Below are 22,482 nucleotides of genomic sequence, written 5' to 3' on the forward strand. Positions count from 1 at the left end.
ACCCAAGATTCTATTTGAAAAAGAGGGTGTCCCAAAAGTCATCATAGATGACTAGGGGCGACCCTCTTTTTCATTTCGTCAAACAAAAAGAAACCACTCTTTGGTAAAATGGAGGTACCACCCAACCATAAACCAAAAGGAGACGGTTTCTTTGTACATTCAATATACCATGGATCAACTCTGCTTACCAATGGATTTAGAAGAAGATATCCCCGCCAATCACCTCGTTCGTGTGGTCAACGCCGCCGTTAATCGTCTCGACGAAGCCATCTTCGACGCAGCTTACCCTGGAGGCGGACGAGACAGCTACCACCCTAAAATGCTCACCAAAGTCATCATTTACGCCTACACGCAGCGTATCTACTCCTCTCGCCAGATCGCCAAAGCGATCCGTGAAAACATCATGTTCATGTGGATCGCGGCCAGGCAAAAGCCGGATTTCCGCACCATCAACCGGTTTCGTTCAGAGCGAATGAAAAACGTACTGGAGACGGTGTTTACCGCCGTTCTTCAGTTTCTGGCCGAGGAAAACTACGTGCAGCTTGAGCATTATTTTTGGACGGCACGAAGATCGAAGCGAATGCCAACCGATATACGTTTGTATGGGGGAAGGCGGTAGTGAAGCATAAAGCCAAGCTCCAAGAAAAAGTCCAAACCTTGTTCGCCGCCATTGAGGAAGCTGAGAAACAAGAAGAACGTGCTCACGGGGGCCAGGATCTTCTTGAACTGGGCGAGTCCTCTGCCCTCACCGGTGAAAAGCTGGAGCAAGCCGTCAAACAATTAGAGGAGCGTCTGCAGGAGAAACCAAAGGACAAGCCGCTCAAGAAGGCGATGCGCACGCTCCGCAAAGACTTGCTTCCTCGCCTTCAGAAGTATGAGACGCAGGAAGCGATTTTAGGCACGAGAAACAGCTACAGTAAAACAGACCCGGACGCCACGTTTATGCGGATGAAAGAAGACCACATGCGAAACGGCCAGCTAAAGCCAGCCTATAATGTTCAGATTGGCACTGAAAATCAATTCATTATCGGTTACAGTTTGCACCAGCGGCCAACCGATACGCGCTGCCTCATCCCGCATTTTGAGAAGATAAAATCGCAGTTCGGCAAGCTGCCAAAAAAAGTCATCGCCGATGCAGGCTATGGCGGTGAAGAAAATTACGACTACTTGGAGCGAAATGAAGTCGAAGCCATGGTGAAGTACAACACGTATCACCGCGAAAAGAGCAAGGCCTGGCAAAAAGACATCAGCAAGATCGACAACTGGACCTATAACAGTGAACAAGATACATGGACATGTGCGGCCGGACAAACGCTCCATTTTCGAAGAGGGAGTAAGGAGAAAACGGAAAGCGGGTATGAAATCGAATACCGACATTACCGAAGCGCCGGCTGTGAGGGTTGTCCGCTAAAACCGCAGTGTACCCAAGCCCAAGGTGATCGCGAGATCAAGGTGAGTATGAAGTATTGGCGGCTAAAGAACCAGGCCAGGCAAAAGCTCCGCAGTGAAGAAGGTCATGCCCTAGCCGTAAGGCGCATGATCGAGCCGGAGCCTGTGTTTGGCCATGTAAAGAACAACCGAGGCTTTAAAAGGTTCCTGCTTCGAGGCTTACCCAAAGTAAGTTTGGAGGTGGGGTGGCTTTCCCTTGCCCACAATCTGCTCAAGAAAGCAGCGGTGGACGCCAAAAACCAAGGAGCTAAGCGAGAACAGACCGCCTAGCTCCTTGGTTTTTTATGAATCCCATCCAATTTGGCTGCTGAGGGTGTCCCAGAGTTTACTTTTGGGACACCCTCTTTTTTATGGGCTGATGTAATAACGCGATTCCGATACGAGGGCGAACCCGGCCTTCCTGTACAACTCCAATGCGCTGCGATTCTCGGCGGCTACGCTGAGCCGAATCCGTGTACGGCCTTGTGCCAGAAGGAGCCGCACCGTCCGGGCCAAGATCTCTCGCCCGTACCCGCGTCCTTGGCAGGTCGGCAGCACGCAAAAATCATGGATCACCGCCGTCTCGCTCCCGAGAAGATTCACGCGGATCAAGCCGATCCGCTCCTCCCCATGGAAGCCAATGTAGTTGCGGCGGCTGGGCTCTCGGGTATGACCTAAATATTGGAGGGTCCATTCCTCGGTATCGCCGAACGCCTGGGACATGCAGCGTACCATAAAGCCAAAATCCTCAAGCTCCTCCGGCCGAAGCGTCAGGTTCGAAGGTTCGGGCGCGCCCCCCTCCTGCAAAGCGGTAAGCTCCATAGCAAATTGCGAGCCATCAAACCGTGCGCCCAGGTGCTCCGCACAGCGAAGGCCAGGCGCGGAATCGGCGGGGACCTTAAATCGCCGGGCTTGGATCCCCTGCTCGCCCATTTCCCCCGCTGCGGCCTCAAGCAAACGCCGAAACACGCCCCGGCGACGCCACTCCGGATGAACCATGGCGTTAACGTTCGCCTCGCCCCCATCTGCGGTATACCAGCTTAAGAAGCCGACCAAACTCCCTTCAACCAGGCAAAGGAAGGCCTGATCTCCGCTTTCTTGTCTCAAATGGTCCAGACCAACGTTCAGCTTCGATCCGTCCGCTTGTCGGCACAACTGTTCCAGACTTCGGATGGGGTCCAGAGAAGACGATGTAAAATCCGATAATTTCTCAATGGTTAGGTAGGCCACTCTATAAATTCCCCCTGTGGATAGTATACGGGCTGGGATTAAGAACCGTTTATCATTTGAGTCCGGCTTTACACTATATTAACCATCTGTTATATTATATGTATAACAGATATAACGAAGGAGATGCCAACTGTGATTATTCAGCTGGATTTACAATCGGACATCCCGATCTATACACAGCTGGTCAACCAAATTATCGAAGGGATTGCCAGCGGGCGGCTTCAATTGGGAGAACCCCTCCCGTCGGTCCGCAGCCTGGCTTCCGATATTGGGGTCAACCTGCATACGGTGAACAAAGCCTATACGCTCCTGAAGCAGGAAGGCTACATCCAGATCCACCGCCAAAAAGGCGTTGTCGTCGATCCGGTCTCCATGCCGCCGATCACGCCGGAATTTCGGGAGAAGCAGCGGCTTGAACTGCGCCCGATCGTGGCCGAAGCCATCTGCCGCGGGATGGACAAGGACGAACTGCTGCGGATCGTGGAGCAAATTCATCAAGACATTACCCGAGAGGAGTAAAGCAATATGCAGCTGATATCTACGTTTCTATTGTTGCTTATGTTTCTGCCCTTGTTAGCAGCCCTGGCCTTTATGCCTTATTTGACCCGGGAGACGGTAAGTTTCGGCGTATCCGTCAGCGAGGAGCAATACTGGAGCCCTGCGGTGCGACGGCTGCGACGGCAGTTTGCTTTTACTAGCGGCACCATCTATACGCTCCTGCTGCTCGCCTGCGTAGTTAGCCTTTGGAACAAGGATACGAATGAACAAGGCGCGTTGCTTGGCCTATACATCGGATTAACGGTGGTCCTTTCCATGGGAATTCATCTGGGCTTTTACTTTCGGATGAAAAAAATGCGTGCAACCCTGCCCGCAGTCCCGTCCGCTCCTGCCCTGATTGCGGTGGACACGAGCTTCCGCCGGCAAAAGCTGGCGTTATCCGGAAAATGGTTTCTGATTCACGTGGTTCTCATTCTCGCAAGTATCGCCCTGACTATAAGTCATTACGCAGACATTCCCGATCCGGTCGCGATGAAGTTTGATTTTACGGGTCAAGTGGTCAGCAGTGCCGCCAAATCGTACCGCGTCGTGTTATTTCCTAACGTGATGCAGTTGATCATGACCCTTCTATTCTGGTTTGTGAACTGGTCGATCCATCATAGCAAGCAGCAGCTTCAAGCTGCTGATCCGGAGCGCTCGCTTCGCCAAAACGCCGCGTTCCGCCGCAGATGGTCCGTATTTACGCTGAGCTCGTCCCTGGCGATGGTCCTGATGTTTTCGTTCATGCAAATCAATATGATTCGTCCCATGGATATAGGCATCGTTTCATTGGTCAGTCTGGCCGTCCCCATGTTTATCGTGCTGTTTGCCCTGGTGTTGTCCTTCACGACAGGACAAGGCGGCAGCCGGATCGGCCGCAGGCCGTCCGCTGTGCGCTCGGGCACCGCGCCGGTTAAGGATGACCGTTACTGGAAGCTGGGATCCATTTATTTCAATCCTCAAGACCCCTCCCTGTTTGTGGAGAAAAGATCCGGGATCGGCTGGACCCTGAACTTCGCCAACCCGATTTCCTGGCTCACCCTGCTGGGCATTCTGGTCGTTATCGCCTGTTCTGCCTGGTTTGCCAAATAGATCTTACCTTAAGGAGGAATTTCCTATGACCCAACGATCCCCATGGTTTAAAAATGCGGCTGCCGCCACGCTGGCACTCAGCCTGGCCTTGCCTTCGGCTTCCGTCCTCGCGGCGAAGCAAAGCGCCACAGCGCTGGTCCCGCTTCGAGAAACCGCCGAGAGCTTCGGCGCGCAGGTTCACTGGGAATCCAGCAGCGCTACAATTCTTGTGACGAAGGACGGCCATAAGTTGGTGCTGACCCTGGGTTCGGCGGAGGCCTTGCTGGACGGGAAGCACGTTGCTTTAGAGGAGCCGGTACGTATTGCCGAGGGGCGCGCGCTTGTCGACGCTGAATTCCTGGCCGAAGCATTTAAGGTGAAGGATTCTGCGCAGACGGAAACCGCTGAGGCCCGCGATCACGCCGACTTGTTCCTGGAGGCGCTGCTGGCCGGAAACGGGGCTGAAGCGGCGAAATACGTCAGCGCTTCGTCGGCGTACGCTCTCCCCGCCGCCATGCTGGACTCGTTGTGGGCGAACTATGAGGCGGTGTTCGGCAAAGCGGTCGGCGCACCCTCCAAGAGCGAAACCGTTAATCAGGTTCATCGCAACGTAACGTATACCTTCCAAACCTCCGCGGTTCCGGTGAACCTGACCCTGCGGCTCAACGCCGCCGGGGAGATCGATGATATGTATATCGCGGCCCAGGCCAACTCGGCGTATCAAAAGCCCGCCTACGAAGACGCTGCCGCCTACATCGAGCGGGAAGTGACCATTGGCGAAGGGGCCATGGCTCTGCCGGGCACATTGACGCTGCCGGCGGGCGACGGCCCGTTCCCGGCGATCGTGCTGGTACACGGCTCCGGCACGAACGACCGCGACGAGACGATCGGCAGCGCCAAGCCGTTCCGCGACCTCGCGGTTGGCCTGGCCGCACAAGGGATCGCCGTGCTGCGATACGACAAAGTCACGTACGAACATACGTTTAAAGTGGCCGCCGATTCAAAGTTCACGCTGAAAAAAGAAACCGTCGACGATGCCTTGAAGGCCGTCGAGTTACTGAAGCGGACGCCGGAAGTCGATGCTTCCCGCATCTTCGTGGCCGGCCACAGCCAGGGCGGCTACGCAATGCCGCTGATCACCGCCGGCGATGCGAACGGCGACATCGCCGGAACGATCTTGCTGTCCGGGCCCAGCGGCAAATTCGCCGACGTATTAACCGAGCAGCAAGCCGAACTCGTCAGCCGCGTGAAGCAGTTGGGACTGGACCCGGCGCCGTACGAGCAGCAAGCCGCTGTCTATACGTCGATCGCCGCGATGGTCAACGATCCGCAGTATACGGTCGACCATATGCCGGAGCAGTTCCCCGCCCAACCCGCATATTGGTGGTTTGAGCAGAAGAATTACGTCCCGGCCGAGCTCGCCAAGCAGCAGTCCGGACCGATGCTGATCCTGCAAGGTGAAAACGACTGGCAGGTGACGATGAAGCAATTCGAGAGCTGGAAAGCAGCGCTTCAGAACCGCAACGACGTCACGTTCAAGTCGTACCCGCAGGTCAATCACCTGCTGGCCAAGGTGAACAGCCTCTCTACCGGCGCCGAATACGCCCAGCCGTCCAACGTCTCCAAGGAGATCATCGACGATATCGCGGCTTGGGTGTGCTCCGGATGCAGCCTGCCGCAGCCAGGAGCAGGCACAAAAAAATAAGGTGAACAAATCACCTTATTTCCCCATCGGATGTCACCGGCTACATCATCATTCCCATCTCCCGGGCCGCTTCCACCAGGATCGGCCCGTATTCCTCCAGCCGCTGCAGCGTCAAGCGGCTGACCGGCCCCGACACGGACAGGGCCGCAGCCAGCTTCCCCGTCCGGTCGAAGATCGGCGCGGAGACGGCGGACGCCCCCGGCTCCCGCTCCTCGTAGCTGGTGGCATATCCGTGTTCACGGATCTCCTCCAGCTGCGCCACGTAAGCCGCCCGGTCAACCGCCGGCGGCCAATCCGGGCTGTCCAGCACCGCCTGGAGCACCTCGTCGCCCGAGTAGGCGACGAGCACCTTGCTGGACGCGCCCACGTACAGCGGCAGCCGTGCCCCGACCGGCGCGACCCGGCGGATCGCCTGGTTGCTCTGCACCGCCTGGATTCGCAGCCGCTCGATGCCATCGCGCAAATACAGGCTGACCGTCTCGCCGAGCCGGTCGCGCAGCCGCTCCATCTGCGGCAGCAACAGCACGGCCGGATCGTCGCTGTGGGACATATGCGTCGACAGTTCCCACACCTTGAGACCCAGGCGGTATTTCTCCGTCGCTGGATCGCGAACGACAAACCCCCGTTCCTCCAGCGTGGTTAACAAGCGGTGGACCGTGCTTTTATGCAGACTGATTTCGGCGGCAATCTCCGTCAACCCCAAATCGCTTGCTTTCGTGAAGCAACCCAATATATCCAACGCCCGCTCAACCGCGCGCACCGTCAGCTTCCGGTCTTCCATCCGGCATCCCCCTTAGGTTTCACCATATGAAACTCAGTTACATAAATTATATGAAAGAAGCGAATTTCCGTCAATGAAACACCTTCCATCGACATGCCATTGACATTGATAAAGGATCGACTTACGATTAAATTCAGGAGAATCGTGTTATTTCGACAATTCCTCGGATTTATCTGCTAATCAAAACGTTTTTCTAATGGGAAACTGTCCAGAACGCCATCATATAATCTAGTAATGGGAGGGAAGCGTATGAGCCACACCGGCCGAAATGACCTTCCCTTGCCTTCTTCGGCTTACGTTACCGGCGATGCTCCCGTGGCCGTCGCCCGGCGCATCCGTGTCAAGAATATCCTCGTAGCGCTTTTGCTGTCCGTGCTGTTTTTCCTGATCTTCTGTTTCGTCTCCCTGCACGGCTATATCGCCTGGGTGTTGTCCAACCCGAAGGTGGCACCGCTATATTCCAATCCAAAGCTGTCCATCAACCTCGAATACGAGGACATCGCTTTTCCCGCGGCCGACGGGAGCCGAATAATGCAAGGGTGGTATATCCCCGCGGAGGATTCCGTCAAAACGATCGTGTTTAGCCATGGATATGGGGCCAATCGCGAGGAATCCTGGATTCCGATGTATGATCTGGCCAATTTCGCCCATCGGTTGAACTTCAATGTCCTGATGTTTGATTACGGCTTTGCCGCCCAGAACAGCAAAGAAGTCGCCACCGGGGGCAAGAAGGAAGCGCAGCAGCTGCTCGGAGCGATTCAGGTTGCCAAGCAGCGAGGGGGTCAGGAGATCATCGTCTGGGGCTTCTCCATGGGAGCCGGAACCGCCTTGCAAGCCGCTTTGAAAAGCCCGGACATCGACGGCATGATCCTCGACAGCACCTTCCTTTTAGAGCCGGATACGATGTACCATAACCTCCGTCAGCATATCGGACTGCCCCGCCATCCGTCGCTGGAGATCATCGGCATGCTGCTTCCGGTGCTCAACGGGACCAGCCTGCGGCAAATTCCGTACGCCCAGGTCAAAACGGAGGATTATCCCTTTCCGACCTTGTTCATTCACGGCACCGAGGATGAAAAAGCGCCCTACCCGATCGCCGAAAAGCTGGCGGCGAACCAGACCAACCCGAATTCCGGCGTGTGGATCGTGGACGGCGCCCATCATGAGATGATTTTTCGCGAGCATCCTAAAGAGTATTTACGCAAGGTGTCGCTGTTCCTCGGTCAGATCAAGCTGACATCCGATCATACAAATGTACCTACCGGGTCCGTATCTGAATAGCATAAGCCAACCCTCCTCGCCCATAAGCTGGTAATAATGACTTCTTAATCCTGAGGAGGTAGGCCGATGTTGTTCGTATACGGGCCTTTTTTGCCTGTACGCATTTTGGAGGAAATCCGCTTCTGGAAGCAGCAAGAGGCGGAGCATACGGAGGTGATTCAGGCCATTGTCCCCGGCCTGGAGGCCAATTACGTCCGGCTGCTGGAAGAATGGAAGCCGATCTTTGCGGGGACGGAGGCGGCGGCCGACAGGCTGCTGCGTTATGCCTTAGCCACCCCTCACGGCCCCTCGAGCCCGGAGGTCATCCGGCAGACGGAACGGCTTCTGCAGGCTTCATTTCAGCAGTCGCGGGAATTCATCCGCCAGCTCGAGTTCATGCTGAAGCATAGTCCTGCTGTCAAACAGGTACCGCTTGCCCCCGTCGTCTTGCTGCACATTATTCGCGAATCGGCGTATTTCCTCGAGGTGCTCGAGCGGCTGAACCGGCCGGGGGAAATTGCCGGCAGTATGGCCGGGACGCCAACCTATCCTTCTCCCCCGGTACCCGGAGCACCGTTGCCTTATAATCGGGATGAACAAGAGACGACGGCGACGCCTGAGCCGCCGGTCTTGAAAGCGCCAACGGCGGCCGCCATTTCCGACGTGTTAAACCGTGCAGACGCAGTCGGGGGGAGCGATGCGGCGAATGACACCGCCAATGACGGGCTGGAAGCCGCGCCGGAAGAACCCTCCCTTCGCCGGGAGCCGGCGGCTGTCGAGAACGCCGCCGCAGCGGACGCAGCGCTCGTACCGGAACGCCCCGTCCCGATTGGCGGTCATACGCTGCCGCCCCTGCCCTACCCGTATAACGCGCTGGAGCCCCACATCGATGAGCAGACGATGCGCATTCACCACGACAAACACCATAAGACGTATGTCGACGATTTGAACAAAGCGGAGCTTAAGCTGCAGGATGCTCGCAAATCCGGCAACTTCGATTTAGTGAAGCATTGGGAGCGGGAGCTGGCGTTTAACGGAGCGGGGCATTACCTTCATACGATTTTCTGGGACATTATGAATCCGCAGGGGGGCGGCAAACCGGAAGGCGAGCTGCTTCAGCAAATCAAACGGGATTTCGGCAGCTACGACGCGTTCCATAAACAATTCTCCGAGGCGGCCGCGAAGGTTGAAGGCGGCGGCTGGGCGATCCTCGTGTGGAGCCCGCGCAGCCATCGGCTGGAGATCCTCACCGCCGAGAAGCACCAGAACCTGTCGCAATGGGACATTGTCCCGCTGCTTCCGCTGGACGTTTGGGAGCATGCGTATTACCTGAAGCATCAAAACGTGCGTGCCGACTACATTAAAGCATGGTGGAACGTCGTATATTGGCCGGCGGTCGCCAAACGTTACGAAGCCGCGAGAAAATTAAAATGGCAACCGTTTTAAACGGCTGCCATTTTTTTCGACAAGTGGACTCTATTCCTTCAGCAAAGACAAGAACTCTGCCCGGGAAGCCGCATCCTTGCGGAAGCTTCCGCGTACGGCGGAGGTCACGGTTTTGCTGCCCGGCTTCTTGACGCCGCGGGAGCACATGCACAGATGCTCGCCTTCGACGACAACCATCACGCCTTTGGGCTTCAGCACCTCATCCATAATGTCCGCAATTTGCGAAGTAATCCGCTCCTGCACCTGCAGACGACGGGTTACCGCCTCAACCAGACGGGCCAGCTTGCTGAGCCCGGCGATCCGGCCGCTCGGAATATAGCCGATATGGGCTTTACCGAAGAAAGGCGCCATATGATGCTCGCATTGACTGTAGTAGACGATGTCCTTCACGATAACAAGCTCCTCGTGGTTCTCCTCAAAGGTCACGCCCAGCACGTCCCGCGGATCCACTTCATACCCGGCAAAAATCTCTTCATACATCCGGGTCACCCGGGCCGGCGTTTCGAGCAGTCCTTCGCGTTCCACGTCTTCCCCGATCAATTTCAGGATTTCCCGAACATGATGTTCGATCTGCTCCCGGTTGTCGCCTACTTGCTTATTCACGTAATCCTTCAATCCAGCCATCTTCAGCGCCTCCTCCTTTCAATAAAGTATGGCGAAACTTACTTTATTTTCTCTTCTTCGTCGGATGTCCCGCTCCCGGCGCTTGTCCGCCTTGGTTCTTCATCATTTGCTGCGCGCGTTGCATCTGCTTGCTGTTGAGGTTATACCCCATCTGCTTCGCCATCTTCTGCAGCATTTGCGGGTCGTTCTGCATCTTCGTAAGCTGTCTGCGGAGGTAAAAGACCCCGATCGCGAAGCCGCCGACCAGACCGACGATTAAAGTAATGATTGGAATAACGATATCCATGTTTCAGCCACCCCTGGGTTATAATCGTGCTGCCCCTGCCCTAAGGCCGGCGCACTTCAAATATCATAGCATCCCGCCTGACGCGATTCAAGAATTCAAGCCAAAACCGCCTCGATAAACAACGTGGTTTCCGTTGCCAGGTCAACCTCGTTTACGTCCAGTTCATCGCCGGTGCCCCGCACGATCCGGATGACCGGCCGGCCCGGTAGCCCCCGGTGCTGCCTGACTACCACACCGATCTCCTTGGTCCCGAGCCGAACGGAGGTTCCATTCGGATAAACGGAGATGATGCGCATAAATTCCACCAGCACCTCGTGGTCCAGCTCCTGTTCCGAGCCGGCCAGCAAATGCTCGCAGGCCTCATGCGGCAGTAAGACCCGCCCGTCCTTGCCCCCGCCGCTGATCAGATTGTCATACATATTGGCGACGGCGACGATCCGCGGGAACAGATGGATTTCGTCTCCCGCGATCCCCCGCGGGATACCGCCTCCATCCGGGCGTTCATGATGCTGCAGCGCCGTGTGGGCAATCAACAGATTGAACTCGCGCTTATGGCGCAGCAGCTCGTATCCCCGCCATGTGTGATGGTTTTTGGGATCTTCCGGATTGGCTCCTTCCGGCAGTTCCAGCGATTTGCCGATATCGTGCAGCAGCGCGCCAATCGCCAAATCCTTAAGCTGGGAATACCCCAACCCCAGATTCAATCCAATCATCGAGGAGATCAGGCTGACATTAACCGCGTGAAGATAAGAGGCATTGTCCACCGTTCGAATGTCGGTGAGCTGCAGCAGCACTTCCTTGTTATTCAGCACATCGGTCAACAGGGAATCGACGCTGGCACTGATCTTGCGCGTGCTCCAGTCCTTGCCGGAACGGATCGCCTGCAGCGTTTCGGACATTTCCCGGAACACCGCTTGTTTGGTTGACTCGCTGAGTACATCCTCGATTTTGATATCCTCAAAATCCGGATCCTTGATATATAACATCGTCACGCCGATCCGCTTCAGCGTATTGATCATAAAAACCGTAAGCTGAACCCCCGCCGATAACAGCACGGTTCCATTTGCGGAATACACGGTTTTGCCCAATAATTGCCCCGGTTCGATATCCTCAATACTGATGTAACGCATAATCGTTTTATCCCCCTTGCCGGATATCAGTCCCCGATGGAAGCCTGCAACTTCTGCTTGGCGGCCCGAAGCCGAACCCGTACTTCTTCATCCTGCTCCGCGTCAAGGGCCTGGCGGATTGCCTGCTCAGCCTCTGTGCCCCCGATTTGACTTAGCGCCCAGGCTGCGGTTCCCCTTAGCTCCGGCCGCGGATCATGAAGCAGTATATCTATTAATTTCGGCACGGAGGTCGGATCTTTGAAGTTGCCGAGCGCAATGACCGCATTGCGTTGAATCGGTTTCTTGCCTCTCCAGGCTGCAGCGCTGTCTCCGAAGCGTTCCTTAAACTCACGGTTGCTTAAGTCCAGCAGCGGCAGCAGCAACGGCTTGACCTTCTCGGGATCAGGCGCCAGCTCCGGCCGGTGGTTCCAGGACTTGCCTTTGTTCTTCGGGCAGACGACCTGGCATGTATCGCAGCCATAGAGGCGGTTGCCGATTTTTACCATAAATTCTTCTTCCAGAAACCCCTTGGTTTGCGTCAAAAAAGAAATGCACCGCTGCGCGTTCAATTCACCCGGGCCAACTAACGCTCCCGTCGGGCACGCGTCGATGCATTTGGTGCATTCCCCGCAATCCTCCGTTACCGGGGTGTCCGGAGGAAAGGGAACGTTGGTGATCAGCTCGCCAAGGTAAATCCATGATCCCCATTTGGGGGAGATAATCGCGCAGTTCTTGCCTTTGAAGCCGATCCCTGCGCGCTCCGCCACGGCCCGGTCCACCAAAGCCCCGGTGTCTACCATGCTCTCGATCCGAGCTTCGGGCACCCGTTCGCGAATGAAGCTCTCAAGCTTCTCCATCGCTTCGCGGAGCACCTGATGATAATCCCTCCCCCAGGCCGATCGGGCCAAAATCCCCCGCCGCTCTCCGGGGGCTGACTTCGGGGGATTCTCCATCTTCGACGGATACGCGACTGCGATCGAGATCAGGGAGGCCGGTTGGGTTAACGACAATTCCGGGTAGACCCGCTTATCCAGATCCGGCTCCTCGAAGCCCGATTCGTACCCTTTGTCGCGCCGATCCTGCAAGATCGCCTTCAGCGACAGAAACGGATCGGCGCTGGCAAAGCCGATATCGTCGATGCCGAGCTCCGACGCTGCTTCCTGGATCTCCCGCTTCAGCTCGGCCCAGCGGGGATCCCCTGCCGGCAAACGGCTCAAGCCGGTTTCCGCCATTGACATGTGTGCGCCCTCCTCTCGCAGTTGATGTGGCAGCTCCTGTTGCCGCTAGGGCAATCCGCCTTTATTTTTTAGGAAGACAAGCGTTTGATCGCTTCCCGTGCCAACAGGTCGCAATGATTGTTGAGCTCGTTATCGCTATGTCCCTTCACTTTGACGTACTCCACCTTGTGGATACCCATTAGCCGCCACAGTTCTTCCCAAAGATCGCGATTCTCGACGGGCTGGTTCTTGCTGTTCTTCCAGCCGTTCTTCAGCCACCCGCGAATCCAGTTCTGCTGGAAGCAGTTGACCACGTAGGCCGAGTCGCTGTACACCTTCACCTGGCAAGGCTCCTTCAATTGGCTGAGCGCTGAGATGACCGCTTGAATTTCCATGCGGTTGTTGGTGGTCATTTTTTCGCCGCCGGACAGGTCTTTACGATGCCCGTTAAACAGCAGCACCGCGCCCCATCCTCCCGGTCCCGGGTTCCCGGAGCAGGCCCCGTCTGTATAAATGGTAACTTCCTTCACTGTTCATCCTCCCAAGCCAACGGCTTATAAATCACGGATCTTGGCAATCGGCCAAAAGACGAACTCGGCGCGGCCTACGATCCATTTCTCCTTGACGCTGCCAAAGTAACGGCTATCTTTGCTCCGTCCGGCATGGCGGTTATCGCCCATCACAAAATAATCCCCTGCACCGAGCTGAACCTCCGCCATGTTGCCGTCCTCAATCCGCGAATCGGTGTACGGCTCATTCTGGGGAATTCCATTGACGAGCAGTTCTCCGCTTCGTACCTCGACTGTATCTCCGGGCACGGCGACCACCCGCTTGACCAGATACGGCTTGCGATCGGCATCCACGCTGGGATCCTTCAGCACGACAACCTCGCCGCGCTTGGGATGGCCCAACCGATACACCAGCTTGTCCACGAACAGCCGCTCCTGCTCTTCCAAGGTTGGCTCCATCGATTGCCCCTTGACCAGGGATAAGTTAAATACGAATACATTCAACAGCAGCATAATGGCGAAGGCGATCACAATCGTCTTCAGCATCTCCCACAGCTCTGCAGCCCAACGGCTTTGCGGGGCGTCCGCCCGCGGCTTGCCAGCGGGACCCTCGGGAGCTGCCTGGGTCTTGCTTTCCGAATCCATCACCGGTTCCATTCTGCACCTCATCAAATTTAAAGCATCTATATAATAGAAAAGCATATCCTTCACCCATTTGCAACGGATGGAAGATATGCTTCAACATTTCCCAATTCTGCCTTGGGAAGTTTCATCAATTAGATCCCGTTAACGTCCGGGCTGCCGCGATGCCAAGCTTCTGAAATGCCTCCAAAAACTTGCTGGCTCCATAACCCATCGCTTCGTACAGCGGCATGATCGCTTTATTGTGTTCGTCTCCAGCGACCATAATCCGACGGACATTCCGCTGCTGGAACCGTTGTTCCATCGCGGATACGAGGCTGCGGCCAACGCCGCGCCGACGGTACTCAGGGTGTACGGCCATGCGGTAAATGCATCCCGTATTCTGATCGATCGTGCCGATCAATACCCCCTTAATCTCTTCCTCGACTTCCGCAACCATAATCAGTTCGGAATCCCAGGAAAGTTGTCTGGCAAACGCGCACTTGGTGTCTTCGTAGCAATCTTCCGATAAGGCCACCTGCAATAGCTCCATCACTTGATTTACATCGCTCAACTGAAAGGAACGAATAAGCATGCTATGATCTCCCTTTTCTTCACGCAAGATAGGTCGATGTAAAAAAAGACCCCCTGTCTTTACATCAACCGAATATTTGATTCCAGACAAAAAACGAGAAAAAAACTGCTTCCTTGTCCATTAAACCATAGATATCTCCCAAATACATCATTTTTCTTCTGAAAGCGCTTCAGATTAAGCGTTTACAATTATGAACTTTTACAGAATCTCCTTATCTGTCTCACAGTTATGCATATATTTTTATGCGTTGCCAATAATAGGATTGTTATGCGGTTGTTAAAGAGAGGGGCTTGCCCCGCTTATTTTACATTCGGATAACGAGGCTGGAGCCAATTCAAACGGGAGGTAAGATGGACGATGGCACATGAATTGCCTGCGTTGCCTTATCCGGCAAACGCATTGGAACCTCATATTGATGAACAAACGATGAATATCCACCATGACCGGCACCATAACACGTATGTGACCAACCTGAACGCAGCTTTGGAGAGCGCGCCGGATCTGCAGAACAAGAGCGTAGAGGAACTGATCTCCAATCTGAATGCCGTTCCGGAAAATATCCGTACGGCCGTGCGCAACAACGGCGGTGGCCACGCCAACCACAGCTTGTTCTGGAAGGTGATCGGCCCCGGCGGCGGAGGCGCACCCACCGGTGCCGTTGCGTCCGCCATTGACAGCGATCTGGGCGGCTTCGATAAGTTCAAAGAGGAATTCACCAAAGCGGCAACGACCCGGTTCGGCAGCGGATGGGCCTGGCTCGTTGTCGGGAAGGACGGCAAGCTTGCCGTCACCAGCACGCCAAACCAGGACAACCCGCTCTCCGAAGGCTTGACGCCGATCCTCGGCCTCGACGTGTGGGAGCATGCCTATTATCTGAAATATCAAAATAAACGGCCGGATTACATCGCGGCGTTCTGGAACGTGATCAACTGGGATGAAGTGAACCGCCGTTACGAAGCCGCGAAGAAATAACGCTACGCTGCGTTCATTACACACCAAGGAGGGTACAGCTATGGCAGAGCAAGAGCAAAAGCGTAAATTGACGAATGACCCGGAGGAGCTTCTCGCCGCCAAACATGCGGAGGATGCGCATAAGCAGCAGTTCACGAATTTTGCCCACAGCGTAACCGGCGGCGGAGCAACGCCCGATCTCGGCCAAGTCGAGGGCGAGGAGCACCGCGAGCCGGACACGCAAAACCATATGAAATCCGTGGAAAACCGGATGATGTAAACCGCGTTGTCGGGGGCAAGCCCCCGGCAACGGCAGGAAGGGAAGGCGCGGGAGNGTCAGTGATAATAGCGGTATAATTTACCGCTATTATTTGTGCTGAGACGCAGGCATATCGGGCAAACTCACACTTTCCTCTGATTTGCGCCAAACGTTTTGGAAAATAAGGTGAAGTTTTAACGCTATTTGGCCCAAAACCGGAGTTTCGGGCCAAATAGGATGATCTTATAATGTTATGCTGCTCCCTATCGCAATCGTCGTGCAACCAAGGCTCCCGGGCCGCCGAATAGCGGTAAAAAATACCGCTATTCGACTCACGCGATCAGCTTCGCCGCAAATAGCGGTCATTTATGGCCTTATTGGGCCGGTTCACGGCCCCTGGAGGCCAAAATGCCCGCAATAAGGCCACTTTTTACCGCTATCCGCTCCAAACTGGTGATCTCAGTGATAATAGCGGTATAATTTACCGCTATTGTTTCTACTGAGACGCAGGCATGTCGGGCAAACTTGCACTTCCCTCTCATTTGCGCCGAACGGTTGGAAAATAAGGTGAAGTTTTAACGCTATTTGGCCCAAAACCAGGGTTTCGGGCCAAATAGGATGATCTTATAATGTTATGCTACTCCCTATCGCAATCGTCGTGCAACCAAGGCTCCCGGGCCGTCGAATAGCGGTAAAAAATACCGCTATTCGACTCCAGCGATCAGCTTCGCCGCAAATAGCGGTCATTTATGGCCTTATTGGGCCGTTTCACAGTCCCTGGAGGCCAAAATGCCCGCAATAAGGCCACTTTTTACCGCTATCCGCTCCAAACTGGTGATCTCAGCGATAATAGCGGTATAATTTACCGCTATTGTTTCTGCTGGGACGCAGGCATGTCGGGCAATCTTGCACTTCCCTCTCATTTGCGCCGAACGGTTGGAAAATAAGGTGAAGTTTTACTACCACTTAATCTAACCTGTTACTTCTAACTTCTAACCTCTAATTAGTCCCTCGCCCTTGTTACACAGTGCTGCCTAGTTCTTTTAGCGCTCCAAACCAACTTTCTACGGCCATGCCCCACACGGGAGCACCAGAGCACCAGATTCGTGGTCATGCTCTACACCAGTCCACCCGATCCACTCATAATCCGTGACCTCTCTACACCAGTCCGCCAGATTGGCAGCCCAATCAGGGTGCCTCATACCCGTCAACTGCTGGACTCTTACTCTATACTCCTCGGCTTCCCTTTTTCTTAACCTAACGCTTATCACGTGCTCAGTTCCCGGCCATCTTCGGCACTTCAGCACGTTACGAGCCAAAGTATCCGTTCAGAATGCGCAGGAACACGTTCGGGAACGCCAGGTTGTCCATGTCTTCCCGAGTGATCCAACGGTACTCGGCTGCATCTTCGGCGGAGGCGAAGGCGGTGACAGCGGCGGCTGTGTCCTTGGAGGCGGCCCCGGCGTTAACCGGGGGCTGGGCCGCCGCCAAGCCGGCTGCGCCCCCCGCCGCGTCATACGCCGCGGCGGTCTCGGCCACGGCCGNATTGCGGCGACTTGGGCGTGCAGACGAGCGCGCCCAACTCCATCAAAGCCTGATTGAAATCGGAGGCCCGCCCTTCCGGGATCAGCTCCGCGGCCAATTCCTCCATGAGGGTGCGCGTCCCGACTTTGGCGACATCTTCCTCGATCAGGAAGAAGCGCGACAGCACCCGCATGACATTGCCGTCCACCGCCGGCTCCGGGCGGTTAAAGGCGATGCTCAGGATCGCCCCGGTCGTATACGGGCCAACTCCCTTCAAGGCGGACACCTCCGCCTTGGTGTTCGGCACGATCCCGCCGTGCCGCTCCATCACCTGCCGGGCCGCCGCTTGCAGATTGCGGGCCCGCGAATAATAGCCAAGCCCCTCCCAGCATTTCAGCACCTCTTCCTCCGGAGCCTCCGCCAGGTCCCGAATCGTCGGGAACCGCTCGATAAACCGCTGAAAATAAGGGATGACCGTATCCACGCGCGTCTGCTGCAGCATGATCTCCGACACCCAAATAAAATAAGGATCGCGGTGCCTGCGCCAAGGCAGGTCCCGCTTGGACCGCTCGTACCAGCCGAGCAGCTCCGTACTGAAATAGATCCGTGAATCCCTGTTTCCCCGCATGCTGTTCTCCTTCTATTCCACGCGTTCCACCACAGCAAAAGCCGAAGCCAGCTGCCGCTCATGCGTAATGCTAAGATGTATGGCATATCCGCCGCCTTCCGGACGCCGTCCGGCAGCAGATAACCCAAGCCGTTCCCAGGCTTCCGGCGTCAAAGCAACCGACGGTTTCCCGCCCGCATCGGGAAGGATCTCCATGTCGGTAAAGCTGAGCACCTGTCCGATCCCGCAGCCAAACGCCTTGCTGACCGCTTCCTTGGCCGCGAACCGCCCCGCCAGAAACTCCGCCGGACGAGCCGATTGTCCCGGCAATTCCAGTTCCGCCGCAGTCAAGATCCGCCGCCGAAACCGTTCGCCGATCGACTTGTTCAACAAGCGCTCCATCCGCTGGATTTCGACAATGTCATGTCCGATTCCGAAAATCAACAGGCAGCCCCTCTTCCTACATTCTTCCTTCTTCTTCTCGCATTCATCTCTTTCACATCTCGCCTCCGTCCCGGACCCAGCCCGCAAACGGTCGCTCCCCCCATTGTAACAGGGAACCCGTGGAGGTGCGAGTCCTGCCAAAGGGATTGTCCGACGGCCGCCGCCGAAATGGGAACCGGGCGCTCATCCCTCCCCTCCAACCCTATGCTATACTGAATTTACCCATTTCTCCCCAACCGCAAGAATGATCAAGAAGCCCGTTCATCGGTCCGCTATACTTAAGCCATAGACCGGTCTGGAGGAAGTTATGAATCCTATCAACACCATTCAACAAAGCATCGATTTTATCGAAGAACGGCTTGGCGAAGAGCTTACGTTGGCCGGGGTAGCCAAGGCGATGTTTTACTCCGAGTACCATTTTCATCGCACGTTCCTGTATTTCGTCGGGGATACGATGACGTCCTATGTCCGGAAACGGAGACTGTCCCGAGCGGCGGAGCTGCTGACGCACACCGACCTGAGGGTGCTTGATATTGCGCTGCACTGCGGCTTCAGCTCCCATGAGGCCTTCACCCGGGCCTTCCGGAAAATGTACGGAATTCTGCCGACGGAATGCCGCCGCCGCGGCTGCCCGCCTTACCTTGTGCCCAAGGCCAACCCGCTTCGAGACTTCGTTGCCCAAATTTCTTATGATTGGGGAGATTACGTTATGCAATCCCGTATCGAACAAATTCCATCCATGCGTATCCTGGGGTTCTCGATTCAAACGACAACAGTGGAAGGTCAGAACAACCAAGACATCCCGGCTTTCTGGCAAAAATACATGCGCGAGCAATGGGGCCCCCGCGTGCCCGGCAAACTCCACCCGAACGTTGAGCTCGGCGTATGCACTACCCTTGACGAGGACGGAACGTTCCGCTACATTATCGGCTTTGAAGTGGATGAAGCGGCCGAAGTTCTGGAAGGCATGACGGAGTACCGCATCGCACCGGCAACCTATGCGATCTTCACCACTCCGCCGGCCGGGGAGGCTGACTTCACCTCGTCCATCCAGCAAACCTGGGACGAGATCTTCACAAGCTGGTTCCCCGCATCCGAGTACGAGCAGATGGCCGCGCCCGATTTCGAGTGGTATGACGAACGCTGCTGGCCGAAGGAAGGCAAGCAAATCGACATATACATCCCGGTGCAGCGGGCCGGAGCGAAGGCCTGATTTCGGCTACAGCAGCCTCGCACATGAAACAACCCGGTTCCTCCTAACGGAGGAACCGGGTTGTTTGTCGATCCATCTGCGTATTATTCGTAACGCAGCGATTCGATCGGATGCAACTTTGAAGCTTTGTTCGCCGGATACAGGCCGAAGAAGATACCAACCGCGGCCGAAAAACTGAAGGCGAGCACCATCGCCCCAAGCGAGATGACAAACGGCATGCCCGAAATCAAAGCAAACACCCAGGCCGCCAATAACCCCAGCAGCGCCCCCAGCGTTCCCCCGATAAACGAGAGAATCACCGCTTCGATCATAAACTGGAGCATAATCGTCCCCGGGGTTGCCCCGATCGCTTTGCGAATCCCGATCTCCCGGGTCCGCTCCGTCACGGAGACAAGCATGATGTTCATGACCCCGATCCCCCCGACAAGCAGGGAAATGCCGGCGATCGAGCCGATGATCGTCTGCAGGATGGAGAAGGTGCTCTTAATCATCTGCTCGGCATCTTTGGCCGATTCCGAAACATAGGCATCCTTGCTTACGTTCTTCCGGTCCGACAGCCACGATTTGATCGTCTCCACCGTCTCATCCATTTTCTCAAACGACGTGGGTAGCACCTCGATCATGCTCAAGAGATCGCTTTGCCCATCCCCGTCCGCAGGCATCGCGGTAATCGGCGCATAGGCGGAATAACGTTCTCCTCCCATGCCGCTCATCATGCTTTCCTGCACCTTGTACACGCCGACGATCCGGAACAGCCCGCCGGACAGTTGAACCTTCCGACCGATCGCCCCTTGCGGTGTCCCAAACGCCTTATTGGCGTATTTGGCTTCAACCACAATCGTCTTCTGGCGTGCCCGCTCCTCTTGCGAATTAAAGAACCGGCCTGCTACCATGTCGATTTTCTGCAGCTTGGGCGCTTCCGAAGTCGTCCCGGTAATGCTGAATCGCAAATCTTCCTTCTTGAGCTTGCCCGTCATCCCGTAAGTAGTTGATGCCGAAACATAACGCACTCCCGGAAGCTTCCGGATCTCGGCTAATTCCCGTTGCCGGAAATAGACGTTGTCGTCAATATCTCCGTTGTTCGAGCTTGGATAAATGACAAAATACCCCTCTTGATAATTCGACATTTCGGACATGATCGAGCTTTGTCCGGCCTGCCCAATCGAGACAACCGTGACCACCGCCGCGACGCCGAAGACGATGCCGATCATCGTCAGGAAGGAACGCAGCTTGTTCATTCGGAGATTGTCCAGGGCTACGAGGATACTCTCCCAAATGCTCATAGGCTACCCCTTCCTTTACGCTTGTCGCTCAGGATCCGGCCGTCCCCAAACGTGATGATCCGGTCGGCATGCTCGGCGATATCCGGCTCGTGGGTGACGAGCACAATCGTTGTACCTTCCGCGTGGATCTGCTTGAACAATGCCATGATTTCATAAGAGGATTTCGTATCCAGATTCCCGGTCGGTTCATCGGCCAGCAGAATCGGCGCGTTCATCGTCAGCGCCCGGGCGATCGCTACCCGCTGCTTCTGTCCGCCGGAGAGTTCGTTCGGGCGGTGCTTGACCCGTTCGGCCAGCCCAACCCTGCCCAGCAGTTCAAGCGCCCGTTCATTGCGTTTCTCCCGGGAGATCCCGGCATACATCATCGGCAGCGTGACATTTTGCAAGACGGTCTGTCGGCCAAGCAGATTAAAACTTTGGAAAACGAAGCCGATTTTGCGATTCCGCACTTTGGACAACTCTTCCTCGCTCAGGGCTTGCACCTGATCTCCGTCCAACTCATAGCTGCCGGAGGTCGGAATGTCCAGGCACCCGATAATGTTCATGAGCGTCGATTTCCCGGATCCCGACGAGCCCATGATCGCGACGAACTCGCCTTTCTCGATATGCAGGTCGAGCGGCATCAAGGCCTGCACCTCGAGAGGTCCGTTTTTATAAACCTTGGTGATGCCCGTCAGCGTAATCATTTCACTTTCACCTTAGCGCCGTCCTGCAGCTTGTCGCCGCCTTCCACCACGACTTGATCGCCAGCGGCCGCCCCTGACACCAACTCGATCTGGTCTTCGCCTTCCTTGCCGGTAGTGACTAGCACCTTGACGGCAATTCCGTCCTGAACCTTAAAGACGTAAGCCTGTTCCCCGTCGTATTGAACCGCGTCGATCGGCGCGAGCAGCCGCTCTTGATCGGGAATCTCCATCTCCACCGTCACGTTATATCCCGGCCGAAGTTCCGGCGATACCTGGTTCAGGTCGACTTTCATCTCCACCGACGTATCCTTGGAGGTCGTGTCGGATACGCCTGCCGTTGGGGCCAGATACGAGATGGTGCCGTCATAGCTGTCCGCGAAGGCTTCGCCGGTCACAACAGCCTTCATGCCTTGCGTTGCCTTGCCCGCATCCAGCTCGTTCAGGAGGGCCGTCACCCGAAGCCGGCTCACATCGGCAATCTTCGCGATTTCAACGCCTTCAGCCAGCATCTGGCCTGCATTCGCCGTCAGCGAGGTGACAACCCCGTCCGCTGCGGCCAGCACCTGTTGGTTCACGAGCTGTTTCTCCAGGGATTTGATCGTCAACTGACTGGAGCGGATCCGCAGGTCATAGGAGGTGAGATCCAGTTCTTTCGGCTCCTGGTCCGGGTTCTCGAGTTGCGCTTGCTTGAAGCTTTCAAAATGCTGCTTCTTGGCCGCAAGCCGCTCCGCTTCGGTCATTTGCAGATTAATCCGTTCCTTCTCCAACTGATCCTTCACCTGTTCCATGCTCAGCGTAAGCAAAACCTGCCCCTTCTTGACGGTATCGCCTTGCTTCACCTTCACCGCTTCCACCACGCCGCTGACAGGCGCATATACGGTAGTCGTCTGCCCCGGCTCCAGCTTGCCGTTGGTAAAGATCTGCTCGACGATTTTGCCCATGTTCACCTCAGCGGTTCTCACTTCAGCCGCTCGACCCAGCCCCGCCAGGTTGGCGGCCACCAGCACGATGACAACCAGCCCGACGAGGGCGCCCCAAAACCATTTTTTCTTGAACAAGTCCATCACCTATCCTAATTATTATGTATAATTCCGGA

Annotated in this window: 21 protein-coding genes and 3 pseudogenes; 9 read left to right on the forward strand and 15 right to left on the reverse strand. The window is 55.8% G+C overall.

Going from position 1 to position 22,482, the window contains the following annotated elements:
• Nucleotides 1-151: 151 nt before the first annotated feature.
• Nucleotides 152-1,719, forward strand: a pseudogene (locus tag BN3795_RS00325) (IS1182 family transposase).
• Nucleotides 1,720-1,797: 78 nt separating this feature from the next.
• On the opposite strand, the gene BN3795_RS00330 reads toward BN3795_RS00325, so the two are convergent.
• Nucleotides 1,798-2,658 (reverse strand): GNAT family N-acetyltransferase, encoded by an 861-nt coding sequence (locus BN3795_RS00330; protein ID WP_068782763.1) that lies wholly within the window; start codon nucleotides 2,656-2,658, stop codon nucleotides 1,798-1,800.
• A 132-nt stretch (nucleotides 2,659-2,790) separates the two neighbouring features.
• On the opposite strand from BN3795_RS00330, the gene BN3795_RS00335 reads away from it, so the two are divergent.
• The 3 genes from BN3795_RS00335 to BN3795_RS00345 are packed head-to-tail and all read left to right on the forward strand — an operon-like array spanning nucleotide 2,791 to nucleotide 5,971.
• Nucleotides 2,791-3,177 (forward strand): GntR family transcriptional regulator, encoded by a 387-nt coding sequence (locus BN3795_RS00335; RefSeq protein ID WP_068782764.1) that lies wholly within the window; start codon nucleotides 2,791-2,793, stop codon nucleotides 3,175-3,177.
• 6 nt (nucleotides 3,178-3,183) lie between these two features.
• Entirely contained in the window at nucleotides 3,184-4,287 is a 1,104-nt protein-coding gene (locus BN3795_RS00340; protein WP_068782765.1) for a DUF1648 domain-containing protein, read from the forward strand.
• Nucleotides 4,288-4,312: 25 nt separating this feature from the next.
• On the forward strand, nucleotides 4,313-5,971 hold the full coding sequence (locus BN3795_RS00345; RefSeq protein WP_068782766.1) for an alpha/beta hydrolase family protein: 1,659 nt from the start codon (nucleotides 4,313-4,315) through the stop codon (nucleotides 5,969-5,971).
• A gap of 40 nt (nucleotides 5,972-6,011) precedes the next feature.
• Here BN3795_RS00345 and BN3795_RS00350 read toward each other — a convergent pair whose 3' ends face one another.
• Nucleotides 6,012-6,752 carry an IclR family transcriptional regulator gene (locus BN3795_RS00350; protein WP_068782767.1) on the reverse strand — a complete coding sequence of 247 codons (741 nt, stop codon included), beginning with the start codon at nucleotides 6,750-6,752 and terminating at the stop codon, nucleotides 6,012-6,014.
• A gap of 249 nt (nucleotides 6,753-7,001) precedes the next feature.
• Here BN3795_RS00350 and BN3795_RS00355 point away from each other — a divergent pair, with 249 nt between their 5' ends.
• On the forward strand, nucleotides 7,002-8,033 hold the full coding sequence (locus tag BN3795_RS00355; RefSeq protein ID WP_068782768.1) for an alpha/beta hydrolase: 1,032 nt from the start codon (nucleotides 7,002-7,004) through the stop codon (nucleotides 8,031-8,033).
• A 66-nt stretch (nucleotides 8,034-8,099) separates the two neighbouring features.
• On the forward strand, nucleotides 8,100-9,458 hold the full coding sequence (locus BN3795_RS00360) for a Fe-Mn family superoxide dismutase (RefSeq protein WP_068782769.1): 1,359 nt from the start codon (nucleotides 8,100-8,102) through the stop codon (nucleotides 9,456-9,458).
• A gap of 30 nt (nucleotides 9,459-9,488) precedes the next feature.
• Here the strand turns inward: BN3795_RS00360 and folE are convergent, their stop codons facing one another.
• From folE to BN3795_RS00395, 7 genes and pseudogenes are all read right to left on the reverse strand, one after another.
• Nucleotides 9,489-10,082, reverse strand: a complete 594-nt coding sequence (gene folE / locus BN3795_RS00365) for a GTP cyclohydrolase I FolE (protein ID WP_068782770.1) — start codon at nucleotides 10,080-10,082, stop codon at nucleotides 9,489-9,491.
• Nucleotides 10,083-10,125: 43 nt separating this feature from the next.
• Nucleotides 10,126-10,368, reverse strand: a complete 243-nt coding sequence (locus BN3795_RS00370) for a YneF family protein (RefSeq protein WP_068782771.1) — start codon at nucleotides 10,366-10,368, stop codon at nucleotides 10,126-10,128.
• Between the two features lie 95 nt (nucleotides 10,369-10,463).
• On the reverse strand, nucleotides 10,464-11,498 hold the full coding sequence (locus BN3795_RS00375) for an HD-GYP domain-containing protein (protein ID WP_068782772.1): 1,035 nt from the start codon (nucleotides 11,496-11,498) through the stop codon (nucleotides 10,464-10,466).
• Between the two features lie 44 nt (nucleotides 11,499-11,542).
• Nucleotides 11,543-12,709: pseudogene (gene queG / locus BN3795_RS00380) on the reverse strand (tRNA epoxyqueuosine(34) reductase QueG); the annotation flags it as partial.
• 74 nt (nucleotides 12,710-12,783) lie between these two features.
• Complete coding sequence (rnhA, locus tag BN3795_RS00385; protein WP_068782774.1) at nucleotides 12,784-13,224, reverse strand: ribonuclease HI; 441 nt, start codon at nucleotides 13,222-13,224, stop codon at nucleotides 12,784-12,786.
• Between the two features lie 24 nt (nucleotides 13,225-13,248).
• Entirely contained in the window at nucleotides 13,249-13,860 is a 612-nt protein-coding gene (lepB, locus tag BN3795_RS00390) for a signal peptidase I (protein ID WP_068782775.1), read from the reverse strand.
• Between the two features lie 115 nt (nucleotides 13,861-13,975).
• The gene (locus BN3795_RS00395; protein ID WP_059042598.1) at nucleotides 13,976-14,419 is read right to left on the reverse strand and encodes a GNAT family N-acetyltransferase; all 444 of its coding nucleotides are present in this window, start codon (nucleotides 14,417-14,419) and stop codon (nucleotides 13,976-13,978) included.
• 357 nt (nucleotides 14,420-14,776) lie between these two features.
• Between BN3795_RS00395 and BN3795_RS00400 the strand changes: the two genes are divergently transcribed.
• Nucleotides 14,777-15,391: a superoxide dismutase gene (locus BN3795_RS00400; RefSeq protein ID WP_068782776.1), complete on the forward strand. Its 615-nt coding sequence runs from the start codon at nucleotides 14,777-14,779 to the stop codon at nucleotides 15,389-15,391.
• 40 nt (nucleotides 15,392-15,431) lie between these two features.
• Nucleotides 15,432-15,650, forward strand: a complete 219-nt coding sequence (locus tag BN3795_RS00405) for a hypothetical protein (protein ID WP_068782777.1) — start codon at nucleotides 15,432-15,434, stop codon at nucleotides 15,648-15,650.
• Between the two features lie 1,287 nt (nucleotides 15,651-16,937).
• Here BN3795_RS00405 and BN3795_RS25775 read toward each other — a convergent pair.
• The 3 genes and pseudogenes from BN3795_RS25775 to acpS form a co-directional block, all read right to left on the reverse strand.
• Nucleotides 16,938-17,120, reverse strand: coding sequence for an NUDIX hydrolase (locus BN3795_RS25775; protein ID WP_068782778.1), 183 nt, complete (start codon nucleotides 17,118-17,120; stop codon nucleotides 16,938-16,940).
• A 58-nt stretch (nucleotides 17,121-17,178) separates the two neighbouring features.
• A pseudogene (gene mutY, locus BN3795_RS00415) lies at nucleotides 17,179-17,781 on the reverse strand (A/G-specific adenine glycosylase); the annotation flags it as partial.
• 12 nt (nucleotides 17,782-17,793) lie between these two features.
• Complete coding sequence (acpS, locus tag BN3795_RS00420; protein WP_068782779.1) at nucleotides 17,794-18,204, reverse strand: holo-ACP synthase; 411 nt, start codon at nucleotides 18,202-18,204, stop codon at nucleotides 17,794-17,796.
• A 307-nt stretch (nucleotides 18,205-18,511) separates the two neighbouring features.
• On the opposite strand from acpS, the gene BN3795_RS00425 reads away from it, so the two are divergent.
• Nucleotides 18,512-19,417: an AraC family transcriptional regulator gene (locus BN3795_RS00425; RefSeq protein ID WP_068782780.1), complete on the forward strand. Its 906-nt coding sequence runs from the start codon at nucleotides 18,512-18,514 to the stop codon at nucleotides 19,415-19,417.
• An 83-nt stretch (nucleotides 19,418-19,500) separates the two neighbouring features.
• On the opposite strand, the gene BN3795_RS00430 is transcribed toward BN3795_RS00425, so the two are convergent.
• Genes BN3795_RS00430 through BN3795_RS00440 form a run of 3 tightly spaced genes read right to left on the reverse strand, consistent with a single transcriptional unit; the run spans nucleotide 19,501 to nucleotide 22,450 of the window.
• Entirely contained in the window at nucleotides 19,501-20,700 is a 1,200-nt protein-coding gene (locus BN3795_RS00430) for an ABC transporter permease (protein WP_068782781.1), read from the reverse strand.
• Complete coding sequence (locus BN3795_RS00435; RefSeq protein WP_068782782.1) at nucleotides 20,697-21,386, reverse strand: ABC transporter ATP-binding protein; 690 nt, start codon at nucleotides 21,384-21,386, stop codon at nucleotides 20,697-20,699. Before BN3795_RS00435 ends, BN3795_RS00430 begins: the two co-directional genes overlap by 4 nt.
• Nucleotides 21,383-22,450, reverse strand: a complete 1,068-nt coding sequence (locus BN3795_RS00440; RefSeq protein WP_232729808.1) for an efflux RND transporter periplasmic adaptor subunit — start codon at nucleotides 22,448-22,450, stop codon at nucleotides 21,383-21,385. Before BN3795_RS00440 ends, BN3795_RS00435 begins: the two co-directional genes overlap by 4 nt.
• Nucleotides 22,451-22,482 lie beyond the last annotated feature (32 nt).

This window comes from Paenibacillus phocaeensis, from assembly GCF_900021165.1.
In the GTDB taxonomy this organism is placed as follows: Bacteria; Bacillota; Bacilli; order Paenibacillales; family Paenibacillaceae; genus Fontibacillus; species Fontibacillus phocaensis.